Source organism: Streptomyces atriruber (assembly GCF_001418325.1).
Lineage (GTDB): Bacteria > Actinomycetota > Actinomycetes > Streptomycetales > Streptomycetaceae > Streptomyces > Streptomyces atriruber.
The window spans coordinates 23,866-45,989 of sequence record NZ_LIPN01000365.1 but is presented as its reverse complement, the minus strand read 5'-3'; the positions used below and the strand labels follow the sequence as shown (position 1 = coordinate 45,989).

The following is a 22,124-nucleotide window of genomic DNA, read 5'->3' as shown; positions in this document are numbered from 1 at the left end:
CCAGTACGGACCCGGGTCCGTGTGGTCCGTGCCCGGCACTTCCACGTGGCCCACGATGTGCTCGCGGTCCACCGGGATGTCGTACCGCCTGCAGATTCCGGCGGTGAGCCGTGCCGACGCCGCGTACATCGCGTCGGTGAAGGACGACTTCTTGTCGACGAAGCCCTCGTGCTCGATGCCGATGCTGCGTTCGTTGTAGCTCTTGTTGCCCGCGTGGAACGCCACGTCCAGCTCGCGGATCATCTGCGCTATGTGGCCGTCCTTGCGCACCACGTAGTGCGCGGCGGCGCCGTGGGACGGGTCCTTGAAGACGCGCAGCGCCGTGTCGTACCCGCCCTGGACGACGTGGATGACGACGCGGTCGATCTCGTAGTCGTCGGGGCGGTCCGCCCTGCGCCAGTTGTAGTCCGACGCGGCGATCCACTGCACGCCCGGGGCGTCGACCTCGCCCTCCTTGCGCTTCTTGACCACGCCGGGCAGCCGCCACCACAGCCGGCCGAGCTCGTCCCTGGCGAGCACGACGGTGCCGAAGGCCGCCGCCGCGCCACCGATCAGCAAGGTGCGCCGGTCGATGCCCCGGCGCCCCGGCTTCTCCTGCTCAGCTTCCCCCATGTGATCGTCAACGCTTACTCACGGGCGTCCGGTTCCCGTCGCCCCGTACTCTGTTAGAGCTATGACTTTGACCGAGACCCCGCAGCGCACCCAGCGTCCCCTCCGTGTCCTCGCCGCGATGTCCGGCGGCGTGGACTCCGCCGTCGCCGCCGCCCGCGCGGCCGAAGCCGGGCACGACGTGACGGGAGTGCACCTCGCGCTCTCGGCCAACCCCCAGTCGTTCCGCACGGGCGCGCGGGGCTGTTGCACCATCGAGGACTCGCGCGACGCCCGCCGCGCCGCGGACGTCATCGGCATCCCGTTCTACGTGTGGGACCTCGCCGAGCGGTTCCGCGAGGACGTGGTCGAGGACTTCGTCGCCGAGTACGAGGCGGGCCGCACGCCCAACCCGTGCCTGCGCTGCAACGAGAAGATCAAGTTCGCCGCGCTCCTCGACAAGGCCCTCGCCCTCGGCTTCGACGCGGTCGTCACCGGGCACTACGCGCAGGTGATCGTCCACGAGGACGGCACCCGCGAGCTGCACCGGGCCTCCGACATGGCGAAGGACCAGAGCTACGTCCTCGGGGTGCTCGACGACAAGCAGCTCGCCCACGCCATGTTCCCCCTGGGCGACACGGTCACCACCAAGGAGGAGATCCGCGCCGAGGCCGAGCGCCGCGGACTCGCCGTCGCCAAGAAGCCCGACAGCCACGACATCTGCTTCATCGCCGACGGCGACACCCAGGGCTTCCTCGCCTCCCGCCTGGGCAAGGCGGAGGGCGACATCGTGGACGAGTCGGGCGCGGTCCTCGGCAGCCACGAAGGGGCGTACGGCTACACGATCGGCCAGCGCAAGGGCCTGCGCATCGGGACCCCGGCCCCCGACGGCAAGCCGCGGTACGTCCTGGACATCTCCCCGGTGAACAACACCGTCACGGTCGGCCCCGCCGCCGCCCTGGATGTGACCGGACTGTCCGCCATCAAGCCCCGCTGGTGCGGAGCCGCCCCCGCCGGGCCCGGCACGTACACGGCGCAGCTGCGGGCCCACGGCGGCGAGACGGAGGTGACCGCCGAGCTCGTCGACGGCACCCTGAACGTCTCGTTCACCGAGCCCGTGCGCGGCGTCGCCCCCGGCCAGGCGATCGTGCTGTACGACGGCACGCGCGTGGTCGGCTCGGCGACGATCGCGACGACGGAGCGGGCCGCGGCGGCGGTCTAGCCCGCGGTCCGGCCCCGAGGGCGCTAGGCGACCCGGAGCACGATCTTGCCCTGGGTGCGGCCCTGTTCCCCGTACGCGTGCGCCTTGGCGGCGTCCTCCAGGGGCAGCACCGTGTCCACCTCGACGCGGAGCCTGCCCTCGTCTACCAGGCGCGCGATCTCAAGAAGGCCCAGACGGTCGGGCTCGACGACCGTCCACCCGGCGTGTACGCCGAGCTCCGCTGCCCGCCGCGGGTCCGGCAGGCCGCCCGGGTCGGGCAGCGTGACCAGGTGGCCGCCGCGCCGCAGCACCGGCAGGGAGCGGTCTCCGTAGGCGCCGCCGACGCCGTCCAGGACGACGTCCACGTCCCGCACGGCTTCGGAGAAGTCCGTCACCGTGTAGTCGATCAGCTCGTCCGCGCCGAGCGAGCGCAGGAAGTCGTGCTTGTCCGCGCGGGCGGTGCCGATCACGTACGCGCCGTGCGCCTTGGCGATCTGCACGGCGAGGTGGCCCACGCCGCCCGCCGCCGCGTGGATCAGCACGCGCTGCCCGGCGCGGAGCCCCGCCGTCTCGATCAGGCCCTGCCAGGCGGTGAGCGCGGCGAGGGGGAGCGCGGCGGCCCGGACGTGGTCGATGCCCTGCGGCTTGGGCGCGAAGCGGCGGGCCGGGGCCGCGACGAACTCGGCGTAGCCGCCGGTCTGTTCGGGGAAGCGGGGCATGCCGAACACCGCGTCGCCGGGCTGGTACAGGGTCACTCCGGGGCCGACCTCCTCGACGACGCCCGACACGTCGTACCCGAGGATCGGGGTCTCTCCCCAGCTGCCGAAGGCGCCCTCCGCGCGGGTCTTCCAGTCGACGGGATTGACGCCCGCCGCGTGCACCCGGACCAGGATCTCGGTCAGTCCGGGCTCGGGGCGGTCGACCTCGACCGGGACGAGGTTCTCGGGGGCGCCCCAGGCGCGGGGGCTGACGGCACGCATCTTCATGGTCTCGGTCTTTCTCTCGCAAAAGGGCTGGTGAGACCAAGAGTGCGGCGGTGCGGGCACCTGCGGTGCTGGCAGTTTGGCCATCATGTGACAGGATTCGGCCATGAACCTCAGTGGCCTCGGTGACCGCGACGGCACCCACCGGGTGGCCGTCATCGCACTGGACGGCGCGTACGCCTTCGAGCTGGGCATCCCGTCCCGGGTCTTCGGCAACGCGCTGAACGACCGCGGAGAGCCGCTCTACGACGTCGTCGTCTGCACGGTGGACGGACGCCCGGTGCGCACGGACTCCGGGTTCACGGTGGTCGCCGAGCACGGGCCCGAGGCCCTCGACACGGCGGACACCGTCGTGATCACACCGACCCGCAGCTTCGACCGGGGGATGGCGGGCGAGGAACTGCCGGAGCCGGTGGCCTCGGCCCTGGGCAGGATCAGGCCCGGCACCCGCATCGTGTCCTTCTGCAACGCCTCATTCGTCCTCGCGGCCGTCGGCCTGCTCGACGGGCGCCCCGCGACGACGCACTGGCACGTCGCCCGCGACTTCCAGCGGTCCTTCCCCAGGATCAAGGTCGACGCGGACGTGCTCTTCGTGGACGACGGCGACGTGCTGACGGCGGCGGGCGTCGCCGCCGGCATCGACCTCTGCCTCCACGTCGTCCGACGCGACCACGGCGCCGCCGTCGCCAACCACGTCGCGCGCGTGTGCGTCGTGCCGCCCTGGCGCGACGGCGGCCAGGCCCAGTACATCGAGCGGCCCGTCCCCGAGCCCACGCTCGCCACGACGGCCGCCACGCGCGCGTGGGCACTCGAACGCCTCCAGGAGCCGCTGCCCCTCGGCGAACTGGCCGCCCACGCGCGCATGAGCCTGCGGACCTTCACCCGCCGCTTCCAGGAGGAGGTCGGCATGCCGCCCGGCCGCTGGCTGACCGCCCAGCGCATCGAACTCGCCCGGCAGCTCCTGGAGTCGAGCGACCTGCCCGTGGACGTGGTCGCCCACCGGTCCGGGTTCGGCACCGGCAACTCCCTGCGCCAGCACATGCGTGCCGTGCTGGGCGTCTCGCCGGTCGCCTACCGGCGGACCTTCACGGCCGCGTCGTGACCTGCGCTTCCGTGACCTCCGCCTCGTAGAAGCAGAAGTGGTCCTTGATCCCGGCCACGGCGTCCTTCGGCTCCGGGTACGCCCACACCGTGTCCGCCGCCCCCGGCAGCGACCAGTAGGAGGCCGTGCCCTTGAAGGGGCAGTACGTGGTGGTCTCCGACGGCGTCAGCAGATCCGTGCGGACGTCCTCCGGAGGAAGGTAGTGCCGTACGGGGTACCCCGTCTCGCGCAGCAGTACGGGACGGCTGCTCTCCGCCACCACCTGCCCGTCGTGCACCACACGCACGTGGTCGGTGCCCTGCTCGACGGTGATCCGGTGTCCGTTGGTCATGTCGTGCCCTCCTCGACGATGCTCTGCGAGTGCCCTGAGTCACGGAACGTACCGTGGGCGCATGAACATCTGCGTCTTTCTCTCCGCCGCCGACCTCGACGACCGCTACACCCGCCCGGCCCGCGCCTTCGCAGAACTGCTGGGCAAGGGCGGCCACACGCTGGTCTGGGGCGGCTCCGAGAGCGGCCTGATGAAGGTCGTGGCGGACGGCGTGCACGAGGCCGGAGGGCGGCTCGTGGGCGTCTCCGTCGACTTCCTCGCGGCGAAGGCCAGGCAGGTCTCCGAGCCCCACGAGATGGTGATCGCGCGCGACCTCGCCGAGCGCAAGGCGCTGCTCCTGGAGAAGGCCGACGCGGTCGTGATCATGGTGGGCGGCACCGGCACGCTCGACGAGGCCACCGAGATCCTGGAGCTGAAGAAGCACGGCAAGCACACCAAGCCGGTGGTCCTGCTGAACTCCGAGGGGTTCTACGACGGCCTCAAGGAGCAGTTCCGTCGCATGGAGGACGAGGGTTTCCTGCCCGTCCCGCTCACCGACCTCGTCTTCTTCGCGGAGGAGCCCGTGGGCGCCCTCGCCTACCTGGAGGAATCATTCGGCACGCAGTGATGCGAGCATGGCGGGTATGGCAACACATGTGATCACCGGGGCGGGCTCCGGCATCGGCGCGGCGGTCGCCCGCCGCCTCCACGCACGCGGCGACGACCTCGTCCTGCACGCGCGCGACGCGGGCCGCGCCAAGGAGCTCGCCGCCGAGTTCCCCGGCGCGAGCACCCTCGTCGGAGACCTCTCCGACCCCGACAAGCTGTCCTGGGCGTTCGGCCACCAGTCGCTGCCCGCTCAGGTCGACTCCCTGCTGCACATCGCGGGCGTCGTCGACCTCGGCCCGGTCGGCGAGCTGACCCCCAAGACCTGGCGTCACCAGCTCAACGTCAACCTCATCGCACCCGCCGAGCTGACCCGCCACTTCCTGCCCCAACTCCGGCTCGCCCAGGGGCACGTGCTGTTCGTCAACTCGGGCGCCGGCCTCAACGCCGGTGCCGAGTGGTCCGCGTACGCCGCCTCCAAGCACGGCCTGAAGGCGCTCGCCGACTCGCTGCGTCACGAGGAGCACGCCAACGGCGTCCGGGTCACCACCGTGTACCCCGGCCGCACGGCGAGCGCCATGCAGGTCAAGGTCCACCAGCAGGAGGGCAAGGAGTACGACCCGTCGCGTTTCATCGACCCCGAGTCGGTGGCCACGACGATCGTGATGGCCCTCGACCTGCCGCGCGACGCGGAGGTCAACGACCTGACGGTGCGGCCGGGACGATGAGCGACGCGTTCACCTGGGGCCCGGCCACCGGCATCGGGTCCATGCCCGGCGGTGACGCCCGCGAGGCCGCGAAGACCGTCACCGGCAGCTTCGAGGGGCCCGAGCAGGGCATGCCCTACCTCGCCGAGCTGCCCGCGCGCGGCCCCGGCGCCGACATGATCGGCCGCACGGCCGGTCTCCTCGTCGACCTGTACGCGCGCGTGGAGCCCAGCGGCTGGCGCGTCGGCGACCGCCCGGGGCGCGACACCCGGCGGGCGAAGGCCTGGCTCGGCGAAGACCTCGACGCCCTGGAGGAGTTCACCCAGGGGTACCGCGGCCCGCTGAAGGTCCAGGCCGTCGGCCCCTGGACGCTCGCCGCCGCCCTGGAGCTCAGGAACGGCGAGGCCGCGCTCTCCGACCCCGGCGCCTGCCGCGACCTCGCGGGATCCCTCGCCGAAGGCCTGCGCGAGCACCTCGCGGACGTGCGCCGCAGGGTGCCCGGAGCCCAGGTCGTCCTGCAGCTCGACGAGCCCTCGCTCATCGCCGTGCTGCGCGGGCAGATCAAGACCGCCAGCGAGTACCGCACCCACCGCGCCGTGGACCGGCAGGTCGTCGAGGGCACGCTGCGGGACGTCCTCGGCGTCCACGGCGACGGAGCGTCGGTCGTGCACTCGTGCGCGCCCGACGTGCCGTTCGCACTCCTGCGCCGCGCCGGGGCCGACGCGATCTCCTTCGACTTCTCGCTGCTCACCGAGCGTGACGACGAGGCGATCGGTGAGGCGGTCGAGGGCGGCACGAAGCTCTTCGTCGGTGTCGTGCCGGGCGTGGACGGCGGATTGTCAGACCCTGCCGGTAGCGTCATGGGTGTCAGGACGTTGTGGCGCAGGCTGGGGCTGAATCCGGGATCACTCGCGGAGTCGGTCGTGGTCACTCCGTCGTGCGGGCTCGCGGGCGCATCACCCGCGTATGCGCGCGCGGCGCTCGCCCACTGCGTCAGGGCGGCGAGATCGCTCGCAGACAACCCTGAGTAATTGGGTATGACGTAACGGGAGGACGAAACGGTGGCTGTCGAACAGCAAGGCTCTGTGCCCGCCGAGGCACGGGATCAGCATGCCCAGCTGGCCGAGCAGATCGAGGAGCACCGCTTCCGGTATTACGTGAAGGACCAACCGGTCGTCAGCGATGCCGAGTTCGACAAGCTCCTGCGTTCCCTCGAAGTCCTGGAGGAGGAGCACCCCGAGCTCCGGACGCCCGACTCGCCCACCCAGAAGGTCTCCGGTTCGTACGAGACGGAGTTCACCGCGGTCGAGCACCGCGAGCGCATGCTCTCTTTGGACAACGCCTTCGACGACGAGGAGCTGGCCGCCTGGGCCGACCGCGTCGCCAAGGAGGCAGGCACCCCGGACTTCCACCTCCTGTGCGAGCTGAAGGTCGACGGCCTCGCGGTCAACCTCACGTACGAGGACGGGAAGCTGACCCGCGCCGCCACCAGGGGCGACGGCCGCACCGGCGAGGACATCACGCCGAACGTCCGCACGATCGCCGACATCCCCCAGCGCCTGGCGGGCGACCGCGTCCCCGCCCTCGTGGAGATCCGCGGCGAGGTCTTCTTCCCCATGGAGAAGTTCGAGGAGCTGAACGCCCGCCTGGTGGAGGCGGGCGACAAGCCCTTCGCCAACCCGAGGAACGCGGCGGCGGGTTCACTGCGCCAGAAGGACCCGCGCGTCACCGCGACCCGGCCGCTGCACATGGTGGTGCACGGCATCGGTGCCCGCGAGGGCCTCGACATCGACTGCCTCAGCCACGCCTATGAGCTGCTGCACGAGTGGGGCCTGCCCACCGCCAAGCACAACAAGGTCGTCGAAGGCCTGGAGGGCGTGCGCGACTTCATCGCGTACTTCGGGGAGAACCGCCACTCCGTGGAGCACGAGATCGACGGCGTCGTCGTCAAGCTCGACGAGATCCCGCTGCAGGGCCGCCTCGGCTCCACCTCGCGCGCCCCGCGCTGGGCCATCGCCTGGAAGTACGCGCCCGAGGAGGTCAACACCAAGCTCATCAACATCCGCGTCGGCGTCGGCCGCACCGGCCGCGTCACGCCGTACGCCCAGGTGGAGCCCGTCACCGTCGCGGGTTCCGAGGTCGAGTTCGCGACCCTGCACAACCAGGACGTGGTGAAGAAGAAGGGCGTCTTCATCGGGGACACGGTCGTGATCCGCAAGGCCGGGGACGTCATCCCGGAGATCCTCGGCCCCGTCGTGGACCTGCGGGACGGCACCGAGCGGGAGTTCGTGATGCCCGCCGAGTGCCCCGAGTGCGGCACGGCGCTGCGGCCCATGAAGGAGGGCGACATCGACCTCCGCTGCCCCAACGCCCAGTCGTGCCCGGCCCAGCTGCGTGAACGTCTCTTCTACCTGGCGGGTCGCAAGTCCCTGGACATCGAGAACTTCGGATACGTCGCCGCGGCCGCCCTGACCAGACCGCTGGAGCCCGCCGAGCCGCCGATCCTCGACGAGGGCGACATCTTCGACCTGAAGGTCGACGAGCTCCTCCCCATCAAGTCCTACGTCCTGGACCAGGACTCCGGCCTGCCCAAGCGCGACCCCAAGACCGGCGAGGAGAAGGTCGTCACCTTCTTCGCCAACCAGAAGGGCGAGGCGAAGAAGAACACCCTGGCCATGCTGGAGAACATCGCGGCGGCCAAGGAGCGCCCGCTCGCCCGCGTCCTCACGGGCCTCTCGATCCGGCACGTCGGCCCGGTGGCCGCCGAGGCGCTGGCCCGCGAGTTCCGTTCCATCGACCGCATCGATCAGGCCACCGAGGAGGAACTGGCCGCTGTGGAGGGCGTCGGCTCGACCATCGCGGCCTCCCTCAAACAGTGGTTCGCCGAGGAGTGGCACCGGGAGATCCTCCGCAAGTGGCGGGAGGCCGGCGTGCGCATGGAGGAGGAGGCGAGCGGTGCGGACGAGGGGCCGCGCCCGCTCGCGGGCCTCACGGTGGTCGTCACCGGGACGCTCGAGCACCACACCCGGGATGGCGCGAAAGAGGCGTTGCAGAGTCGCGGAGCCAAGGTGACCGGTTCCGTTTCCAAGAAGACGTCTTTCGTCGTCGTGGGCGACAACCCCGGGTCGAAGTACGACAAGGCCATGCAGGTGAAGGTTCCGGTTCTCAACGAGGAAGGCTTCGCGGTCCTGCTCGAACAGGGACCGGACGCGGCGCGGGAAGTTGCGCTTCCGACCGAGGAATAGCGGTTGAAGGCCACCCGTTCGGCGCATACCAGAGGCATACGGGTGGCCGGGTCGCATTCGGGCAACCGTAGCCGACCGCTGCCCGTGGAAGCCTTCTGCGGCCTACTGTTGAGGTGTGCGCCTGCCGTGCCCCGCTGCGAACGGGGTATCACCTGCTCATCAAGAGCTTGGAAGGGGGCATCCCCTGCTCGGTACGAGTGCGGGAGAACCGCATCTCCTTGCTCGTGCGGAGTGCGGGGACGGATTTTCGGGCGCGGCCGCATCAGGGCCGAGTCCGCATGGCGTGGGCACCGCCGGCTGTGAGAGGGACGGGAATGGAACCGACCGAGAGCGCCGCCCCGGACTCACGGCTGCGCGCGCGCCTGCTGCGCGCGCCGGGAGCCTGGCTGCGCGGCCGCCGAGCCGTGACGAACACCGACCCGGGCAGCATGCCCCAGCCCGCCCCGGGCTCCGGATCCTGCACGCTGAGCACCGCCGTCGAACCACGCGAACGGGCCTGGACCGCAGCGCCGCACCGCGGCACCGACGGCGCCGCCGCCCTCACCGGCACGGGCACCCCGGCCGCCCAGGACACCCGTGACCCGCTGCCGCTGCTGCCGCTCCTGGTCGTCGCCGCGGCCGCCGTGCTGCTCGGCACCGGTTTCTTCCAGGCCTTCACGGGCCGCCACGCACTGTTTCCGACCGGCACCGCGGGCTGGTCCCTCGCCGTCCTCACCGGCCTCATCGTCGGCCACCTCGTCGCGCTCGGCCGCGACCGCTGGTGGGGCGGCACGGGCTCCGGTGGTGCGCTCACCGTCGCCGTCCTGCTCCTGTACGGCTGGGTGCCCGCCGGCATGGTCAGCCTCACCGTCGTCGTCCTCGTCGGCGTCGCGCGCAGGCACCGCTGGCGGCAGGGCCTGCTGCACGGCGCGGTCGACATCCTCGGCATCGGCGCGGGCGCACTCGCCCTGGCCGCCTTCGGCACGGCACCGAGCGCCGAATCGCCCTGGCTCCCCGAGACCTGGGACCTGTACACCGCACCCCAGGTGGCCCTGGTCGCCGTCGCGTATCTCGTCGTCACCCGCGTCCTGCTCTGGTACGTCCACGCGCCCCGCACCGGAGCCCTGCCCACCGTCACCCGCACCGCCCTGGTCAGACAGGGTCTCCTCGGCATCGCGCTGCTCGGCATCGCCCCGCTGATCTGCGTCGTGGCGGTCTCCCTGCCGATCCTGCTGCCCCTCTTCGCGATCCCGCTCGTCGCCCTCGACTCCACCCTCTGGATCGCCCGCGCCCGGGCCGAGGAGCAGCTGCGCGACCCGCTCACGGGGCTGCCCAACCGGCAGTGGCTCCTGGAGCGGACCTGGACGGCCCTCGACGACGCCGAGCGGATCGGGGCGCGCTCCGCCTTAATGCTGATCGACATGGACCGCTTCCGGTCGGTGAACGACACCCTCGGACACCTCGCCGGAGACCGCCTGCTGCTCCAGATAGCGGACCGGCTGCGTCTCGCACTGCCCCGCGGCGCCGAGGCGGCCCGCCTCGGCGGCGACGAGTTCGCCGTCCTGCTGCCGATCGCCGACTCCACGACATCGGCCACGCGCGTGGCCCGCCAGCTGGTCGCCGCCCTCGGCTCCCCGCTCGACCTCGACGGCCTGACCCTCGTCCTGGAGGCCAGCGCGGGCCTCGCCGTCTTCCCCGACCACGCACTCGACGCGGAAGGCCTCCTGCGGCGTGCGGACGTCGCGATGTACCAGGCCAAGCGGGACCGCACCGGCGTCGAGGTCTACGAATCCAAGCGCGACTCCAACACCCCGGACCGGCTGGGCCTGTTGGGCGACCTGCGCCGGGCGCTCGACGCGGGCGACGTCGAGCTCCACTACCAGCCCAAGGTCCGCTTCGACGGCAAGGTCGCGGGTCTCGAAGCGCTGGTGCGCTGGGTGCACCCCGAGCGCGGCAAGGTGCCGCCCGACGAGTTCATCGCCATCGCCGAGTCGTCCGGCCTCATGCCGCACCTGACGGAGTACGTCCTGGAGACCGCTCTCGGCCAGGTCGCGAAGTGGCAGGCCCAGGGCCTGAAGGTGCCCGTCGCCGTGAACGTCTCACCGCGCGACGTGCACACGCCCGGCTTCGCCGGTGCGGTCGCGGCGCGCCTCGCCCGGCACGGAGTCCCCGCCGGGGCCCTGCAGTTGGAGATAACCGAGCACGTCCTCCTGGAGGACCCGCAGCGCGCCGCGGACACGCTGGCCGGGCTCACCGGCCACGGGGTCAAGATGTCCCTCGACGACTTCGGCACGGGCTATTCGTCGCTGGTCCACCTGCGCCGCCTCCCGGTCAGCGAGCTGAAGATCGACCGATCGTTCGTGGCCCGCCTGGCCATCGACAACGAAGACGCGGAGATCGTCCGCTGCACCGTGGACCTCGCCCACTCGCTCGGGCTGCTCGTCGTCGCCGAGGGCGTCGAGGACGACGAGACGTGGGAGCGGCTGCGGGACCTCGGGTGCGACGCGGTCCAGGGCTGGCTCGTCGCCGCGGCGATGCCTGCCGAGGAGACCACGGCGTGGCTGCGGGCGCGCGGGTCGCGCGGCTGGCAGCGTCCCGCGGACCTCGCCGCGGCGCGGGCGGCGGCAGCGGGGGACTCCGGCGCCGCCGAGGCACCGAACGCCGCGGAGCACCCGTCGGGCCAGGCGGTGCAGTAGGCGCGCTCCGCGCGCCGGTCGGTGGGGAGCGGCTGGTAGCGCATCGTGCGCGCCCGCGCATCCCGGGCGCCGCCGTATGGATGACGGCACGGCGTGCGTACGGGTTGTCGGCGACGGGGCCACCCTCACCGACGACCTCAGCGGTGTCCTCGACGACGCCGACTGGAACGACGACGCGACGGCGAGCAAGGGGAGCGCCGACTTCGACCGGCCGGAGCTGACCTGGACCGGCGATGCCGCCGCGGGCGAGAAGGTCACCCCGCCGCCGGTGCTCCCCGAGACCGGCACCGACCGGTTCTGGGCGTTCGGCGCGATCGCCGCGCTGCTGCTCGGCGGCGGCGGTCTCGTGCTGGCCGCCAGGAGGCGCCGCTGACCCGCGCCCGTCCCGGCCGCCCACGGGCGGCCGGGGGCGCTCGGGGTCACTCGGGATAAGGGTTTCGCGGGCACGGGACGGTGACCCATAGGATTGGGTCACCACCAACACACTCACCCCTGAGGATCGCCGCATGCCTGGCATCACGCGCGAGGAGGTCGCTCACCTCGCCCGCCTTGCACGTCTGGAGCTGAAGGCCGAGGAGCTCGACCACTTCGCCGGACAGCTCGACGACATCATCGGCGCGGTAGCCCGCGTCTCGGAGGTCGCCGACCAAGACGTACCGCCGACCTCGCACCCGCTGCCGCTGACGAACGTCATGCGCGCGGACGAGGTCCGTCCGTCGCTCACCCCCGAGCAGGCGCTCTCGGGCGCCCCCGCCCAGGAGCAGCAGCGTTTCAAGGTGCCGCAGATCCTGGGGGAGGACTAAAGAACATGACGGACATCATCAAGCTCACCGCCGCCGAGATCGCGTCGAAGATCGCCTCCGGCGAGCTCACCGCGGTCGAGGTCACCGAGGCCCACCTGGCCCGCATCGACGCCGTCGACGAGAAGGTGCACGCCTTCCTGCACGTCGACCGCGAGGGCGCCCTCGCGCAGGCCCGCGCCGTCGACGAGAAGCGGGCCAGGGGCGAGAAGCTCGGCCCGCTGGCCGGCGTTCCGGTCGCGCTCAAGGACATCTTCACCACCGAGGGCATCCCGACCACGGTCGGTTCCAAGATCCTCGAGGGCTGGATCCCGCCGTACGACGCGACCGTCACCAAGCGCCTGAAGGCCGCCGACGTCGTCATCCTCGGCAAGACCAACATGGACGAGTTCGCCATGGGGTCCTCGACGGAGAACAGCGCGTACGGCCCCACGGGCAACCCCTGGGACCTGACCCGCATCCCCGGCGGCTCCGGCGGCGGCTCGTCCGCGGCCCTCGCCTCGTACGAGAGCCCCCTCGCCCTCGGCACGGACACCGGCGGCTCGATCCGCCAGCCCGCGGCCGTCACCGGCACGGTCGGCGTCAAGCCGACCTACGGCGGCGTGTCCCGCTACGGCATGGTCGCGTTCAGCTCCAGCCTCGACCAGGGCGGCCCCTGCGCCCGCACCGTGCTCGACGCCGCGCTGCTGCACGAGGTCATCGCCGGCCACGACGAGCTCGACTCGACGTCCATCGACGCCCCGGTCCCGCCGGTCGTCGAGGCCGCGCGCAACGGCTCCGTCCAGGGCATGCGCGTCGGCGTCGTGAAGCAGTTCTCCGGCGAGGGCTACCAGGCCGGTGTCGTCCAGCGCTTCAACGAGTCGGTGGAGCTGCTCAAGCAGCTCGGCGCCGAGGTCGTCGAGCTGGACTGCCCCTCCTTCGACCTGGGCCTGTCGGCGTACTACCTGATCGCGCCGTCCGAGTGCTCCTCGAACCTCGCCCGCTTCGACGCCATGCGCTACGGCCTGCGCGTCGGCGACGACGGCACGAGGTCCGCGGAGGACGTCACCGCGCTGACCCGTGAGGCGGGCTTCGGCGACGAGGTCAAGCGCCGCGTCATCCTCGGTACGTACGCGCTGAGCTCCGGCTACTACGACGCGTACTACGGCAGCGCCCAGAAGGTCCGCACGCTCATCACCCGCGAGTTCGAGGCGGCGTTCGAGCAGGTCGACGTGATCGTCTCCCCGACGACGCCGACCACCGCGTTCCCGATCGGCGAGCGGGCCGACGACCCGATGGCGATGTACCTCGCCGACCTGTGCACCATCCCGACCAACCTGGCGGGCAACGCCGCCATGTCGCTGCCCTGCGGTCTCGCGCCGGAGGACGGCCTGCCCGTCGGGCTGCAGATCATCGCCCCCGCCATGAAGGACGACCGCCTGTACAAGGTGGGCGCTGCCGTCGAGGCCGCCTTCGTGGAAAAGTGGGGACACCCGCTGCTTGAGGAGGCACCGTCGCTGTGAGTGCACTGAACAAGGCCAAGGGCTTCAAGAAGTCCAAGACCGGCACGTATCTGTCGATCGGCACCACCGCGTTCGGTGCGGTGAGCGTGCTCAAGCAGGCCAAGAAGGCCCGCTACGACCACGACACGCTCCGTCTCGTGGACGCCGTCGTCTCCGCTGCCGCCATCGTCACCGGCGTCGCGCTGCTCGTGCGCGAGCTCAAGCGCCTCGGCGACGACGACGTCCTGCTGGGCTGAGAGGGAAAGTTTCACCGTGACTGTCACTTCTGACCTGGTGTCGTACGAGGAAGCCCTCGCGACGTACGACCCCGTCATGGGCCTTGAGGTCCATGTCGAGCTCGGCACCAAGACCAAGATGTTCTGCGGCTGCTCGACCGCCCTCAAGCAGGACGCGAACAGCCAGACCTGCCCGACCTGTCTCGGTCTGCCCGGCGCGCTGCCGGTCGTCAACGAGATCGGCGTCGAGTCCGCGATCAAGATCGGCCTCGCGCTGAACTGCGAGATCGCCGAGTGGTGCCGCTTCGCCCGGAAGAACTACTTCTATCCGGACATGCCGAAGAACTTCCAGACCTCCCAGTACGACGAGCCGATCGCCTTCAACGGCCATCTGGACGTCCAGCTGGAGGACGGCGAGGTCTTCCGCGTGGAGATCGAGCGCGCCCACATGGAGGAGGACACCGGCAAGTCCACGCACGTCGGTGGCGCGACCGGCCGTATCCACGGCGCCTCGCACTCCCTCCTGGACTACAACCGCGCCGGCATCCCGCTCATCGAGATCGTCACCAAGCCGATCGAGGGCGCGGGCGAGCGTGCCCCCGAGGTCGCGAAGGCGTACGTCGCCGAACTGCGCGAACTCATCAAGGCGCTCGGCGTCTCCGAGGCCCGCATGGACAAGGGCCAGATGCGCTGCGACGTGAACCTCTCGCTGCGCCCGCACGGGCGCGAGGAGTTCGGCACGCGCTCGGAGACGAAGAACGTCAACTCGCTCCGTTCCGTGGAGCGTGCGGCGCGCTTCGAGATCCAGCGCCACGCGGCGGTCCTGAACTCCGGCGGCACCATCGTGCAGGAGACCCGTCACTTCCACGAGGAGGACGGCTCCACCACCTCGGGCCGCATCAAGGACAACGCCGAGGACTACCGGTACTTCCCGGAGCCCGACCTCGTCCCCGTCGCCCCGGCCCGCGAGTGGGTCGAGAAGCTGCGGGCCGGGCTGCCCGAGATGCCGCGCGTGCGCCGCAACCGCCTCCGCGAGGAGTGGGGCATCAGCGAGCACGACATGCAGTCGATCCTCAACGCCGGTGCGGTCGAGCCGATCGTCGCCACCATCGAGGCGGGCGCCGACGCGGCGTCGGCCCGCAAGTGGTGGATGGGCGAGCTGGCCCGCAACGCCAACGAGTCGGGCCAGGCCCTGGAGGAGCTCCCGATCACTCCGGCGCACGTCGCCCGGGTGACCGCGCTCGTCTCCGCCGGCGACCTGAACGACAAGCTGGCCCGCCAGGTCATCGAGGGCGTCCTGAAGGGCGAGGGCACGCCGGACGAGGTCGTCGAGAAGCGCGGCCTGAAGGTCGTCTCGGACGAGGGCGCGCTGACGGCCGCCGTCGACGAGGCCATCGCAGGCAACCCCGGCGTCGCGGACAAGATCCGCGGCGGCAAGGTCGCGGCCGCCGGTGCGCTGGTCGGCGCGGTCATGAAGGCCACCCGTGGCCAGGCCGACGCGGCCCGCGTCAAGGAGCTGATCCTGGAGAAGCTGGGCGTCAGCGAAGGCTGAGGTCTCTTCGCCGCGAGTGAGGGCGGCGCGTCCCCCGGGGCGCGCCGCCCTTTCGCGTACCCGGGGCGGCGCTGCCGGTTACGGCTCGTCCTCCCGCGGCGCCCCGAACGGCTCGAAGAACATGTGCTCCAGCGGGTCCTGGTCCTTGCGGAGCCAGCAGAAGCCGTCCGCGGCAGGGCGTCCGCCGCGCAGCCATCTGAGCAGCGTCCCGGTGAAGTTCCCCGCCAGGGGCGGGCCTTGTTCCGAGTGCCGCGGATTGACGGCGACGGGCCAGCGGTCGGGGTCGTCGCCCTCGGCGCACCAGCCGATCTGGTCGCCGTCGATGGTCGAGGCGACGGGCAGGAATCCGCCGGGCTCGGGCCAGGCGGGCAGCGGGAAGTCCTCGGGGAAGCTGCCGCGCAGGCTGCGGTAACCGTCCAGCATCTGCTCGGCGTTCGCCGCGAGGCCGAGCCGGTGGTCGAGGTCGAGCGGGGCCGGCATGTCGAGCCACCAGCTCCAGTTCCCCGCTCCGTACGTCTGCGCCAGCGCCACGAAGTCCGCGGGCAGCCGGGTGCCGAGCCGTTCGAAGAGCGCTTCCCAACTGCCGTTGCCCAGATGGGGGGTGAGCGGCGGCGGTATCAGCGCGGTGATCGCCGCCAGGCCCTCGCCCTGGGTGAGGGCGGTGTGCTGGCGTGCGTCGACGTACGTCCCCCGGGGCGGTGGCGACCACGGTCCGGCTCCGGCCAGCGGGGCCCAGGCGGACGCCGTGCGCGGCAGTGGTCCCAGCAGGCCGCCGGGCTCGCCGGGGTTCGGCACGCCGTCGTGGACCGCGGTGCACAGGAGCTCCAGGAGCGGCATGTCGTACGCCACCCAGGGGGCGGCGCCGCCGACCGCGACGGACGTGGTCAGGAGCACCACCGGCCAGGCGTCGGGGTCCTTCGACACCGAGGTGTCCCAGAAGAGGTGGTCGCCTCCCGCCGTCGTGCCGAGGGCGAGCAGGCCGCCCTCGTCGGGCAGGAAGCGGCGCCGCTCCCGGCTGAACATGGCCGGACGGATCGCGGAGTGACGGTGGGTCTCGACCAGCCAGGCCCCGTAGTCGTACCGCCCGTCGGTGCTGACGCACGGGGTGTGCAGCCGGACGGCCGCGGCGCCTTCGCCGAGCTCGACGGGGCCGTACACCGACACCAGCGACTTGTAGTCCCGGGGGAGGGGGACTTCGAGCCATGCCTCCACCGCCGCCCAGTCGACGGCGGGCACGGCGTCGGGCGGCGGGCCGACCAGCTCCGTGAAGGCGGCGATGCGCTCGGTGAGTTCCATGGTTCCGAGGATGGCACCGGCCACCGACAACGCCGCGGCCATGGACTGCCGTGGTGAACTTTTGGACGTTCACCGCGACTTCGTCCCACGGCCTTCACAAGGAAACCGGGCGTCACTAGCGTCCCCGCCGTACAGGTCAATGGATCAGCAGAGAACCATTGGATGTCGGCCAGGACTACTGGGAGGTCCCACGTGACTCCGGAGATTTCGCGCAGACGCCTGATGGCGATCGGCGGCGGCGCGCTCGGCGTTGCCGCCGCCGGCTCGTTCCTGCCGCCCTCGCTGCAGGAGGCGTTGGCGCACGAGCCGCCGAAGGGCGGCGGTCTCGACAAGATCGAGCACGTGGTCATCCTGATGCAGGAGAACCGGTCGTTCGACCACTACTTCGGCTCCCTGCGGGGCGTGCGCGGCTTCGGCGACCGCAACGCGATACGGCTCCCCGGCGGCAAGTCGGTGTTCGAGCAGCCCGACGTCCTGCGCACCGTCCTGCCGTTCCCCGTGCGGCAGGCCGCCGAGACGCAGAAGAAGGACCTCCAGTACATCGGCGCGCTCGACCACTCCTGGAGCGGTGGCGCCAAGGCCTGGCACAACGGCTGGATGGACGGCTGGATCACCGCCAAGACGGCGGCCACCATGGCGTATTACACCCGCGAGGACATCCCGCTGCACTACGAACTCGCCGACACCTTCACCGTCTGCGACGCCTACCACTCCTCCATCCACACCTCCACCAGCCCCAATCGCAATCACTTGTGGAGCGGCAGGACGGGGTACGAGGCGAACGGCAGGCGGGCCGTCGGCAACGACGCGTACGACGAGGGCACGCACCCGGGATACGGCTGGGGCACGTACGCCGAGCGCCTGGAGAAGGCGGGCGTGAGCTGGCGGACGTACACCGAGTGGGAGAACTTCACCGACAACCAGATCGAGTTCTTCACCACCTTCAAGGCCATCGCCCGCAAGGCCCTCACCGCCGCGGGCACCGGCCTGACCTACATGGAGGCCTTCTACGCCAAGGTGCGCGACGCCAAGGACGAGGCGGAGCGCACGAAGCTGCTCGCCGACCTGGACAAGGGCGTCGCGACCCTCACCCGGAGCGAGCGTTCGCTCTTCGAGCGCGGTCTGCGGCGTGTGCCCACCGGCACGCTCGCCCAGGAGTTCGCCAAGGACGTCGCGCGCGGCAAGCTGGCCGAGGTCACCTATCTGGTGCCGTCCGCCCAGGACTCCGAGCACCCCAGCGTCTCCTCGCCGATCCACAGCGCGACCATCGTCTACAAGGTGCTCGACGCCCTCGCCTCCCACCCCGACGTCTGGCGCCGCACCGCCGTCTTCATCAACTACGACGAGAACGACGGCTTCTTCGACCACGTGCCGCCGCCCGTGCCCGGCGGCGACTCCGCCGAGGAGCGGGAGGAGCGCTGGGAGGGGAAGCCGACCGGGCTCGGCGCGCGCGTGCCGATGCTCGTCGTCTCGCCGTGGACCGTCGGCGGATACGTCTGCTCCGAAGTCTTCGACCACACCTCCGTCGTGCGCTTCCTGGAGAAGTGGACGGGGGTGAAGGAGCCCAACATCAGCGCCTGGCGCCGCAAGGTCACCGGCGATCTCACCGGCGCCTTCGACTTCCGGCGCGGCCACCGGCGGCCCGAGGTCGAGCAGCCGGGCGCCATCCCCCCGTTCAGCGGCCGCTGGTCCCCGCAGCCGCCCCTGAAGCAGTCCATGCCGGTCCAGGAGCCGGGCGCCCGCCGCGCCCGCCCGCTGCCCTACCAGCCCGACGCCGACGCGACGCCCGGCGAGGGCGGCGCGCTGACGGTGCGGCTGCGCAACGGCGGCAGCTCCAGCGCGCACTTCGCGCTCTATCCGTACGCGGGCGAGTTCGGCATCCCGCAGCATCAGGACGTCGTCCGCAAGGGCTCCTGGACCGTGCCGGTGCCGGGGGACGCGTACGCCTTCACCGTCGTCGGGCCGAACGGCTTCCGGCGCGAGTTCGCAGGGAGCAGGGCCGACGGGGGCAAGGACGGCGGGGCGCGGGTCGCCTCCGCGATCACCCGTCGTGAGATCCACCTCACACTGGCCAACCGCGGCCGCCGCGACCTCGTCTTCACGGTCAAGCCGCTCGGATATGTGGATGAATCCGACATTCGTTCGCGGACGCGTGTCGTCCGCGTCAAGGCCCGCAGCAGCCGTACGGTCGCCTGGCACACCGCCGACGAGCACGGCTGGTACGACGTCGAGGTGACCGCCGACGGTGACGCCGCCTTCCGGCGGCGGCTCATGGGTCACATCGAGAACGGGCGCGCGAGCGTCTCGGGCTGAGGCCCGGCGTGCGCAGGGTGCGCGAGGGGCTCGCCGTGGGCCCCCGCGCTCCTTGTGCTCTTGTGAGTAAGGCCACGAAAGGGACCAAGGATCTCCAAGGGCTGTCAAGGTGACTGCGGCGCACATGTCGCCACTCATGCGTTCTTTGCGGGCCGTTCAGTTGTGCACTGCCGCTCCCGGTGAAGATCCACGAAATAACCAGGGAGCCGGTCCGTGGCAGCACTCGCCCGGTGGTGCGTCAGACACCGCCTCGTCGTCGTCCTGCTGTGGCTCCTCGCTCTCGGCGGCGCCGCGTCGGCCGCCGCCGTCGCCGGATCCGCGTACTCGAACGACTACGAAGTACCGGGCACCGAGTCGGGCCGCGCCACCCAGCTCCTGAACGACAACTTCCACGGCCTCGGCGGTGACGGCGACACGGTCGTCTGGCACACCGGACCCGGCACCTCCGTCCGCGCCGCCGACGTCGAGCAGACGATGTCCGACGCCCTCGACGAGATCGCCGACCTGCCCGCCGTGGCCTCCGTCGTCGGCCCCTACGAGGGCAAGGAAACCGGCCGGATCAGCGCGGACGGCCGCACGGCGTACGCCACCGTCACCTTCCGCGAGCAGGCCGACGACATCGACGAGGCCGACGCGCAGGCCGTCGTCGACACCGCCGAGGCCGCCGCCTCCGACCGGTTGCAGGTCGAGCTCGGCGGCACCGCCATCGGGCTCACCGAGTCCAAGAGCGCCCAGGTAGCTGAGGTCGTCGGCGTGGCCGTCGCCGCCGTCGTCCTCTTCCTCGCCTTCGGCTCGCTCGCCGCGGCCGCCCTGCCCATCGCCACCGCCCTGGTCTCCGTCGGCACCGCGTACGCGGGCATCGTGCTGCTCGGCCATCTGATGACCGTCGCCGACTTCGCACCGATGCTCGGGACCCTCATCGGGCTCGGCGTCGGCATCGACTACGCCCTCTTCATCGTCACCAGGCACCGCAAGGGCCTCAAACGCGGCCTGCCCGTGGCCGTCGCCGCCGAGCGCGCGGTCGCCACCACCGGACGCGCGGTCGTCTTCGCGGGCGCCACCGTCTGCATCGCGCTGCTCGGCATGCTCATCCTGCGCCTCGGCTTCCTCAACGGCGTCGCCATCGCGGCCTCGCTGACCGTCGTCCTCACCGTCGCCGCGTCCGTCACCCTGCTGCCCGCCCTCCTCGGCTGGATCGGCCCGCGCGCCCTCAGCCGCCGCGAACGCCGCAGGATCGCCGAACACGGCCCCGAACCGGAGCTCCCGACCGGGCTCGCCGCCCGCTGGGCCGTCTTCGTGGAGCGTCACCCCAGGCTGCTGGGCGCCGTCGCGGTCCTCGTCATGGCCGTGCTCGCGCTGCCCACCCTCGGCCTGCACCTGGGCACCTCCGACCAGGGCAACAACCCGGCGAAGGCCACCACACGGCAGGCGTACGACCTGCTCGCCGACGGGTTCGGGCCCGGCGTCAACGGCCCGCTGACCGTGGTCGGCGACATCTACGGAGCGGGCGACCGGCTGGCCCTCGACTCCCTCACCACGACGCTCAGGTCGACCGAAGGCATCGCCTCCGTCAGTCCGGTGACGTACGACGACGGCGGTCGCGCCGCCTTCCTCACCGTCGTCCCCGACTCGGCACCGCAGTCCGAGGCGACCAGCGATCTGGTCGACCGGCTGCGCGACGACGTCCTGCCACGGGCCGAGGCGGACAGCTCCCTGGACCTGCACGTCGGCGGCGTCACCGCCGGCTACGACGACTTCGCCGAGGTCATCGTCGGCAAACTGCCGCTCTTCGTGGGCGTGGTCATCGGGCTCGGCTGCGTCCTGCTCCTGCTGGCCTTCCGGTCCATCGGCATCCCGCTCAAGGCCGCCGCGATGAACGTCGCCGCGGTCGCCTCCGCCTTCGGCATCGTCGTCGCGATCTTCCAGTGGGGCTGGGGGAGCGAGCTGCTCGGCCTCGGCAGGGCCGGGCCCATCGAGCCCTTCCTGCCGGTGATCATGGTGTCCGTGCTCTTCGGGCTCTCCATGGACTACCAGGTCTTCCTGGTCAGCCGGATGTACGAGGAGTGGCTGGAGACCGGCGACAACCGGCGGGCCGTCCGCGTCGGGCTCGCCGAGACCGGCCGCGTCATCAACTCCGCCGCCGTGATCATGATCTCGGTCTTCCTCGCCTTCGTCCTCAGCGGCGACCGCGTCATCGCGATGTTCGGCATTGCGCTCGCGGCGGCCGTCGCGCTCGACGCGTTCGTGCTGCGTACGCTGCTGGTGCCGGCCCTGATGCACATGCTCGGCGGCGCCAACTGGTGGCTGCCGCGCCGCCTGGACCGCCTCCTGCCGCGCATCAGCATCGAGCCGCCCGAATGTCGTTCGAACGCGCGCGGCGCACATGCGAAGATCCCCGGGCAGCGGGACGTTGCCGAAGACGTGAGTGGGCCGAAGGAGCAGGATGTTCGCGATATCGCTGGCCGAGGGCGCTGAGCTGCGGCCGATCGAGCCGTGGCAGGCGCAGGAGTTTCTCGAGCACGTCGAGCGGGCCCGGGAGTACGCGGGACCGTGGGTGCCCTTCACCGAGACGGTCAAGGACCTCGAAACCGCGCGGCGGCACCTCCAGGTGTTCGCCGACAAGCAGGCCGCCGACACCGGACGCTTCTACGGCATCTGGCTGGACGGCACGCTCGTCGGCGGAGTCCTCTTCCGGATCTTCGACACCAGCGTGGACGGCTGCGAGATCGGCGTCTGGCTCGAACCGTCCGCCGCCGGGCGCGGCCTCGTGAACAAGGCCTCCCGGGTCCTCATCGACTGGGCCGTCGACCAGCGCGGCATGCACCGCGTGGAGTGGCTCGTCTCCTCGCTCAACGACCGCAGCAAGGCGGCCGCCAAGCGGCTCGGATTCACCAAGGACGGCGTGCTGCGGGAGAGCTTCCCCTGGCAGGGCATCCGGCACGACATGGAGGTCTGGTCCGTCCTCGCACCGGAGTGGCGGGCCGCGCGGGACGCGCGTTAAGAGAGCTCTCAGACTCCGTCCGTACGGT

At 71.5% G+C, this 22,124-nt stretch carries 19 protein-coding genes; 15 read left to right on the top strand and 4 right to left on the bottom strand.

The window, feature by feature from the left end; translation table 11 throughout:
* Window positions 1-612 (bottom strand): N-acetylmuramoyl-L-alanine amidase (locus AOK03_RS32175; RefSeq protein WP_055568905.1); only part of this gene is annotated, 612 nt, incomplete at its 3' end.
* A 67-nt stretch (window positions 613-679) separates the two neighbouring features.
* Here AOK03_RS32175 and mnmA point away from each other — a divergent pair.
* Window positions 680-1,810: a tRNA 2-thiouridine(34) synthase MnmA gene (mnmA, locus tag AOK03_RS32170; RefSeq protein ID WP_055568904.1), complete on the top strand. Its 1,131-nt coding sequence runs from the start codon at window positions 680-682 to the stop codon at window positions 1,808-1,810.
* Between the two features lie 23 nt (window positions 1,811-1,833).
* Here mnmA and AOK03_RS32165 read toward each other — a convergent pair whose 3' ends face one another.
* Complete coding sequence (locus tag AOK03_RS32165) at window positions 1,834-2,769, bottom strand: NADP-dependent oxidoreductase (RefSeq protein ID WP_055568908.1); 936 nt, start codon at window positions 2,767-2,769, stop codon at window positions 1,834-1,836.
* Window positions 2,770-2,878: 109 nt separating this feature from the next.
* Here AOK03_RS32165 and AOK03_RS32160 point away from each other — a divergent pair, with 109 nt between their 5' ends.
* Window positions 2,879-3,874 carry a GlxA family transcriptional regulator gene (locus tag AOK03_RS32160; protein ID WP_055568903.1) on the top strand — a complete coding sequence of 332 codons (996 nt, stop codon included), beginning with the start codon at window positions 2,879-2,881 and terminating at the stop codon, window positions 3,872-3,874.
* Here the strand turns inward: AOK03_RS32160 and AOK03_RS32155 are convergent.
* Entirely contained in the window at window positions 3,858-4,205 is a 348-nt protein-coding gene (locus AOK03_RS32155; RefSeq protein WP_055568902.1) for a DUF427 domain-containing protein, read from the bottom strand. The genes AOK03_RS32160 and AOK03_RS32155 overlap by 17 nt on opposite strands.
* Before the next feature lie 61 nt (window positions 4,206-4,266).
* On the opposite strand from AOK03_RS32155, the gene AOK03_RS32150 reads away from it, so the two are divergent.
* From AOK03_RS32150 to gatB, 10 genes are all read left to right on the top strand, one after another.
* Window positions 4,267-4,812 carry an LOG family protein gene (locus AOK03_RS32150; protein ID WP_055568901.1) on the top strand — a complete coding sequence of 182 codons (546 nt, stop codon included), beginning with the start codon at window positions 4,267-4,269 and terminating at the stop codon, window positions 4,810-4,812.
* A 7-nt stretch (window positions 4,813-4,819) separates the two neighbouring features.
* Window positions 4,820-5,518 (top strand): SDR family oxidoreductase, encoded by a 699-nt coding sequence (locus tag AOK03_RS32145; protein WP_055568900.1) that lies wholly within the window; start codon window positions 4,820-4,822, stop codon window positions 5,516-5,518.
* Window positions 5,515-6,528 (top strand): methionine synthase, encoded by a 1,014-nt coding sequence (locus AOK03_RS32140; RefSeq protein ID WP_055568899.1) that lies wholly within the window; start codon window positions 5,515-5,517, stop codon window positions 6,526-6,528. The genes AOK03_RS32145 and AOK03_RS32140 overlap by 4 nt, the downstream gene beginning before the upstream one ends.
* 30 nt (window positions 6,529-6,558) lie before the next feature.
* Window positions 6,559-8,742, top strand: coding sequence for an NAD-dependent DNA ligase LigA (gene ligA, locus AOK03_RS32135; RefSeq protein WP_055568898.1), 2,184 nt, complete (start codon window positions 6,559-6,561; stop codon window positions 8,740-8,742).
* Between the two features lie 314 nt (window positions 8,743-9,056).
* Window positions 9,057-11,417, top strand: a complete 2,361-nt coding sequence (locus tag AOK03_RS32130; RefSeq protein ID WP_055568897.1) for a putative bifunctional diguanylate cyclase/phosphodiesterase — start codon at window positions 9,057-9,059, stop codon at window positions 11,415-11,417.
* A gap of 76 nt (window positions 11,418-11,493) precedes the next feature.
* The gene (locus AOK03_RS32125) at window positions 11,494-11,790 is read left to right on the top strand and encodes an LPXTG cell wall anchor domain-containing protein (RefSeq protein WP_055568896.1); all 297 of its coding nucleotides are present in this window, start codon (window positions 11,494-11,496) and stop codon (window positions 11,788-11,790) included.
* 133 nt (window positions 11,791-11,923) lie between these two features.
* Entirely contained in the window at window positions 11,924-12,220 is a 297-nt protein-coding gene (gene gatC, locus AOK03_RS32120) for an Asp-tRNA(Asn)/Glu-tRNA(Gln) amidotransferase subunit GatC (protein WP_010984178.1), read from the top strand.
* A 5-nt stretch (window positions 12,221-12,225) separates the two neighbouring features.
* On the top strand, window positions 12,226-13,719 hold the full coding sequence (gatA, locus tag AOK03_RS32115; protein WP_055568895.1) for an Asp-tRNA(Asn)/Glu-tRNA(Gln) amidotransferase subunit GatA: 1,494 nt from the start codon (window positions 12,226-12,228) through the stop codon (window positions 13,717-13,719).
* Window positions 13,716-13,955, top strand: coding sequence for a hypothetical protein (locus tag AOK03_RS32110; protein ID WP_055568894.1), 240 nt, complete (start codon window positions 13,716-13,718; stop codon window positions 13,953-13,955). The genes gatA and AOK03_RS32110 overlap by 4 nt, the downstream gene beginning before the upstream one ends.
* Window positions 13,956-13,971: 16 nt before the next feature.
* Complete coding sequence (gene gatB / locus AOK03_RS32105) at window positions 13,972-15,486, top strand: Asp-tRNA(Asn)/Glu-tRNA(Gln) amidotransferase subunit GatB (RefSeq protein ID WP_055568893.1); 1,515 nt, start codon at window positions 13,972-13,974, stop codon at window positions 15,484-15,486.
* Window positions 15,487-15,564: 78 nt separating this feature from the next.
* On the opposite strand, the gene AOK03_RS32100 is transcribed toward gatB, so the two are convergent.
* The gene (locus AOK03_RS32100) at window positions 15,565-16,782 is read right to left on the bottom strand and encodes an SMI1/KNR4 family protein (RefSeq protein WP_244177830.1); all 1,218 of its coding nucleotides are present in this window, start codon (window positions 16,780-16,782) and stop codon (window positions 15,565-15,567) included.
* Between the two features lie 192 nt (window positions 16,783-16,974).
* On the opposite strand from AOK03_RS32100, the gene AOK03_RS32095 reads away from it, so the two are divergent.
* From AOK03_RS32095 to AOK03_RS32085, 3 genes are all read left to right on the top strand, one after another.
* On the top strand, window positions 16,975-19,095 hold the full coding sequence (locus AOK03_RS32095; RefSeq protein ID WP_055568892.1) for a phosphocholine-specific phospholipase C: 2,121 nt from the start codon (window positions 16,975-16,977) through the stop codon (window positions 19,093-19,095).
* 213 nt (window positions 19,096-19,308) lie between these two features.
* Window positions 19,309-21,570: an MMPL family transporter gene (locus AOK03_RS32090; protein WP_055568891.1), complete on the top strand. Its 2,262-nt coding sequence runs from the start codon at window positions 19,309-19,311 to the stop codon at window positions 21,568-21,570.
* Complete coding sequence (locus tag AOK03_RS32085) at window positions 21,539-22,096, top strand: GNAT family N-acetyltransferase (RefSeq protein WP_055568890.1); 558 nt, start codon at window positions 21,539-21,541, stop codon at window positions 22,094-22,096. The genes AOK03_RS32090 and AOK03_RS32085 overlap by 32 nt, the downstream gene beginning before the upstream one ends.
* Window positions 22,097-22,124 lie beyond the last annotated feature (28 nt).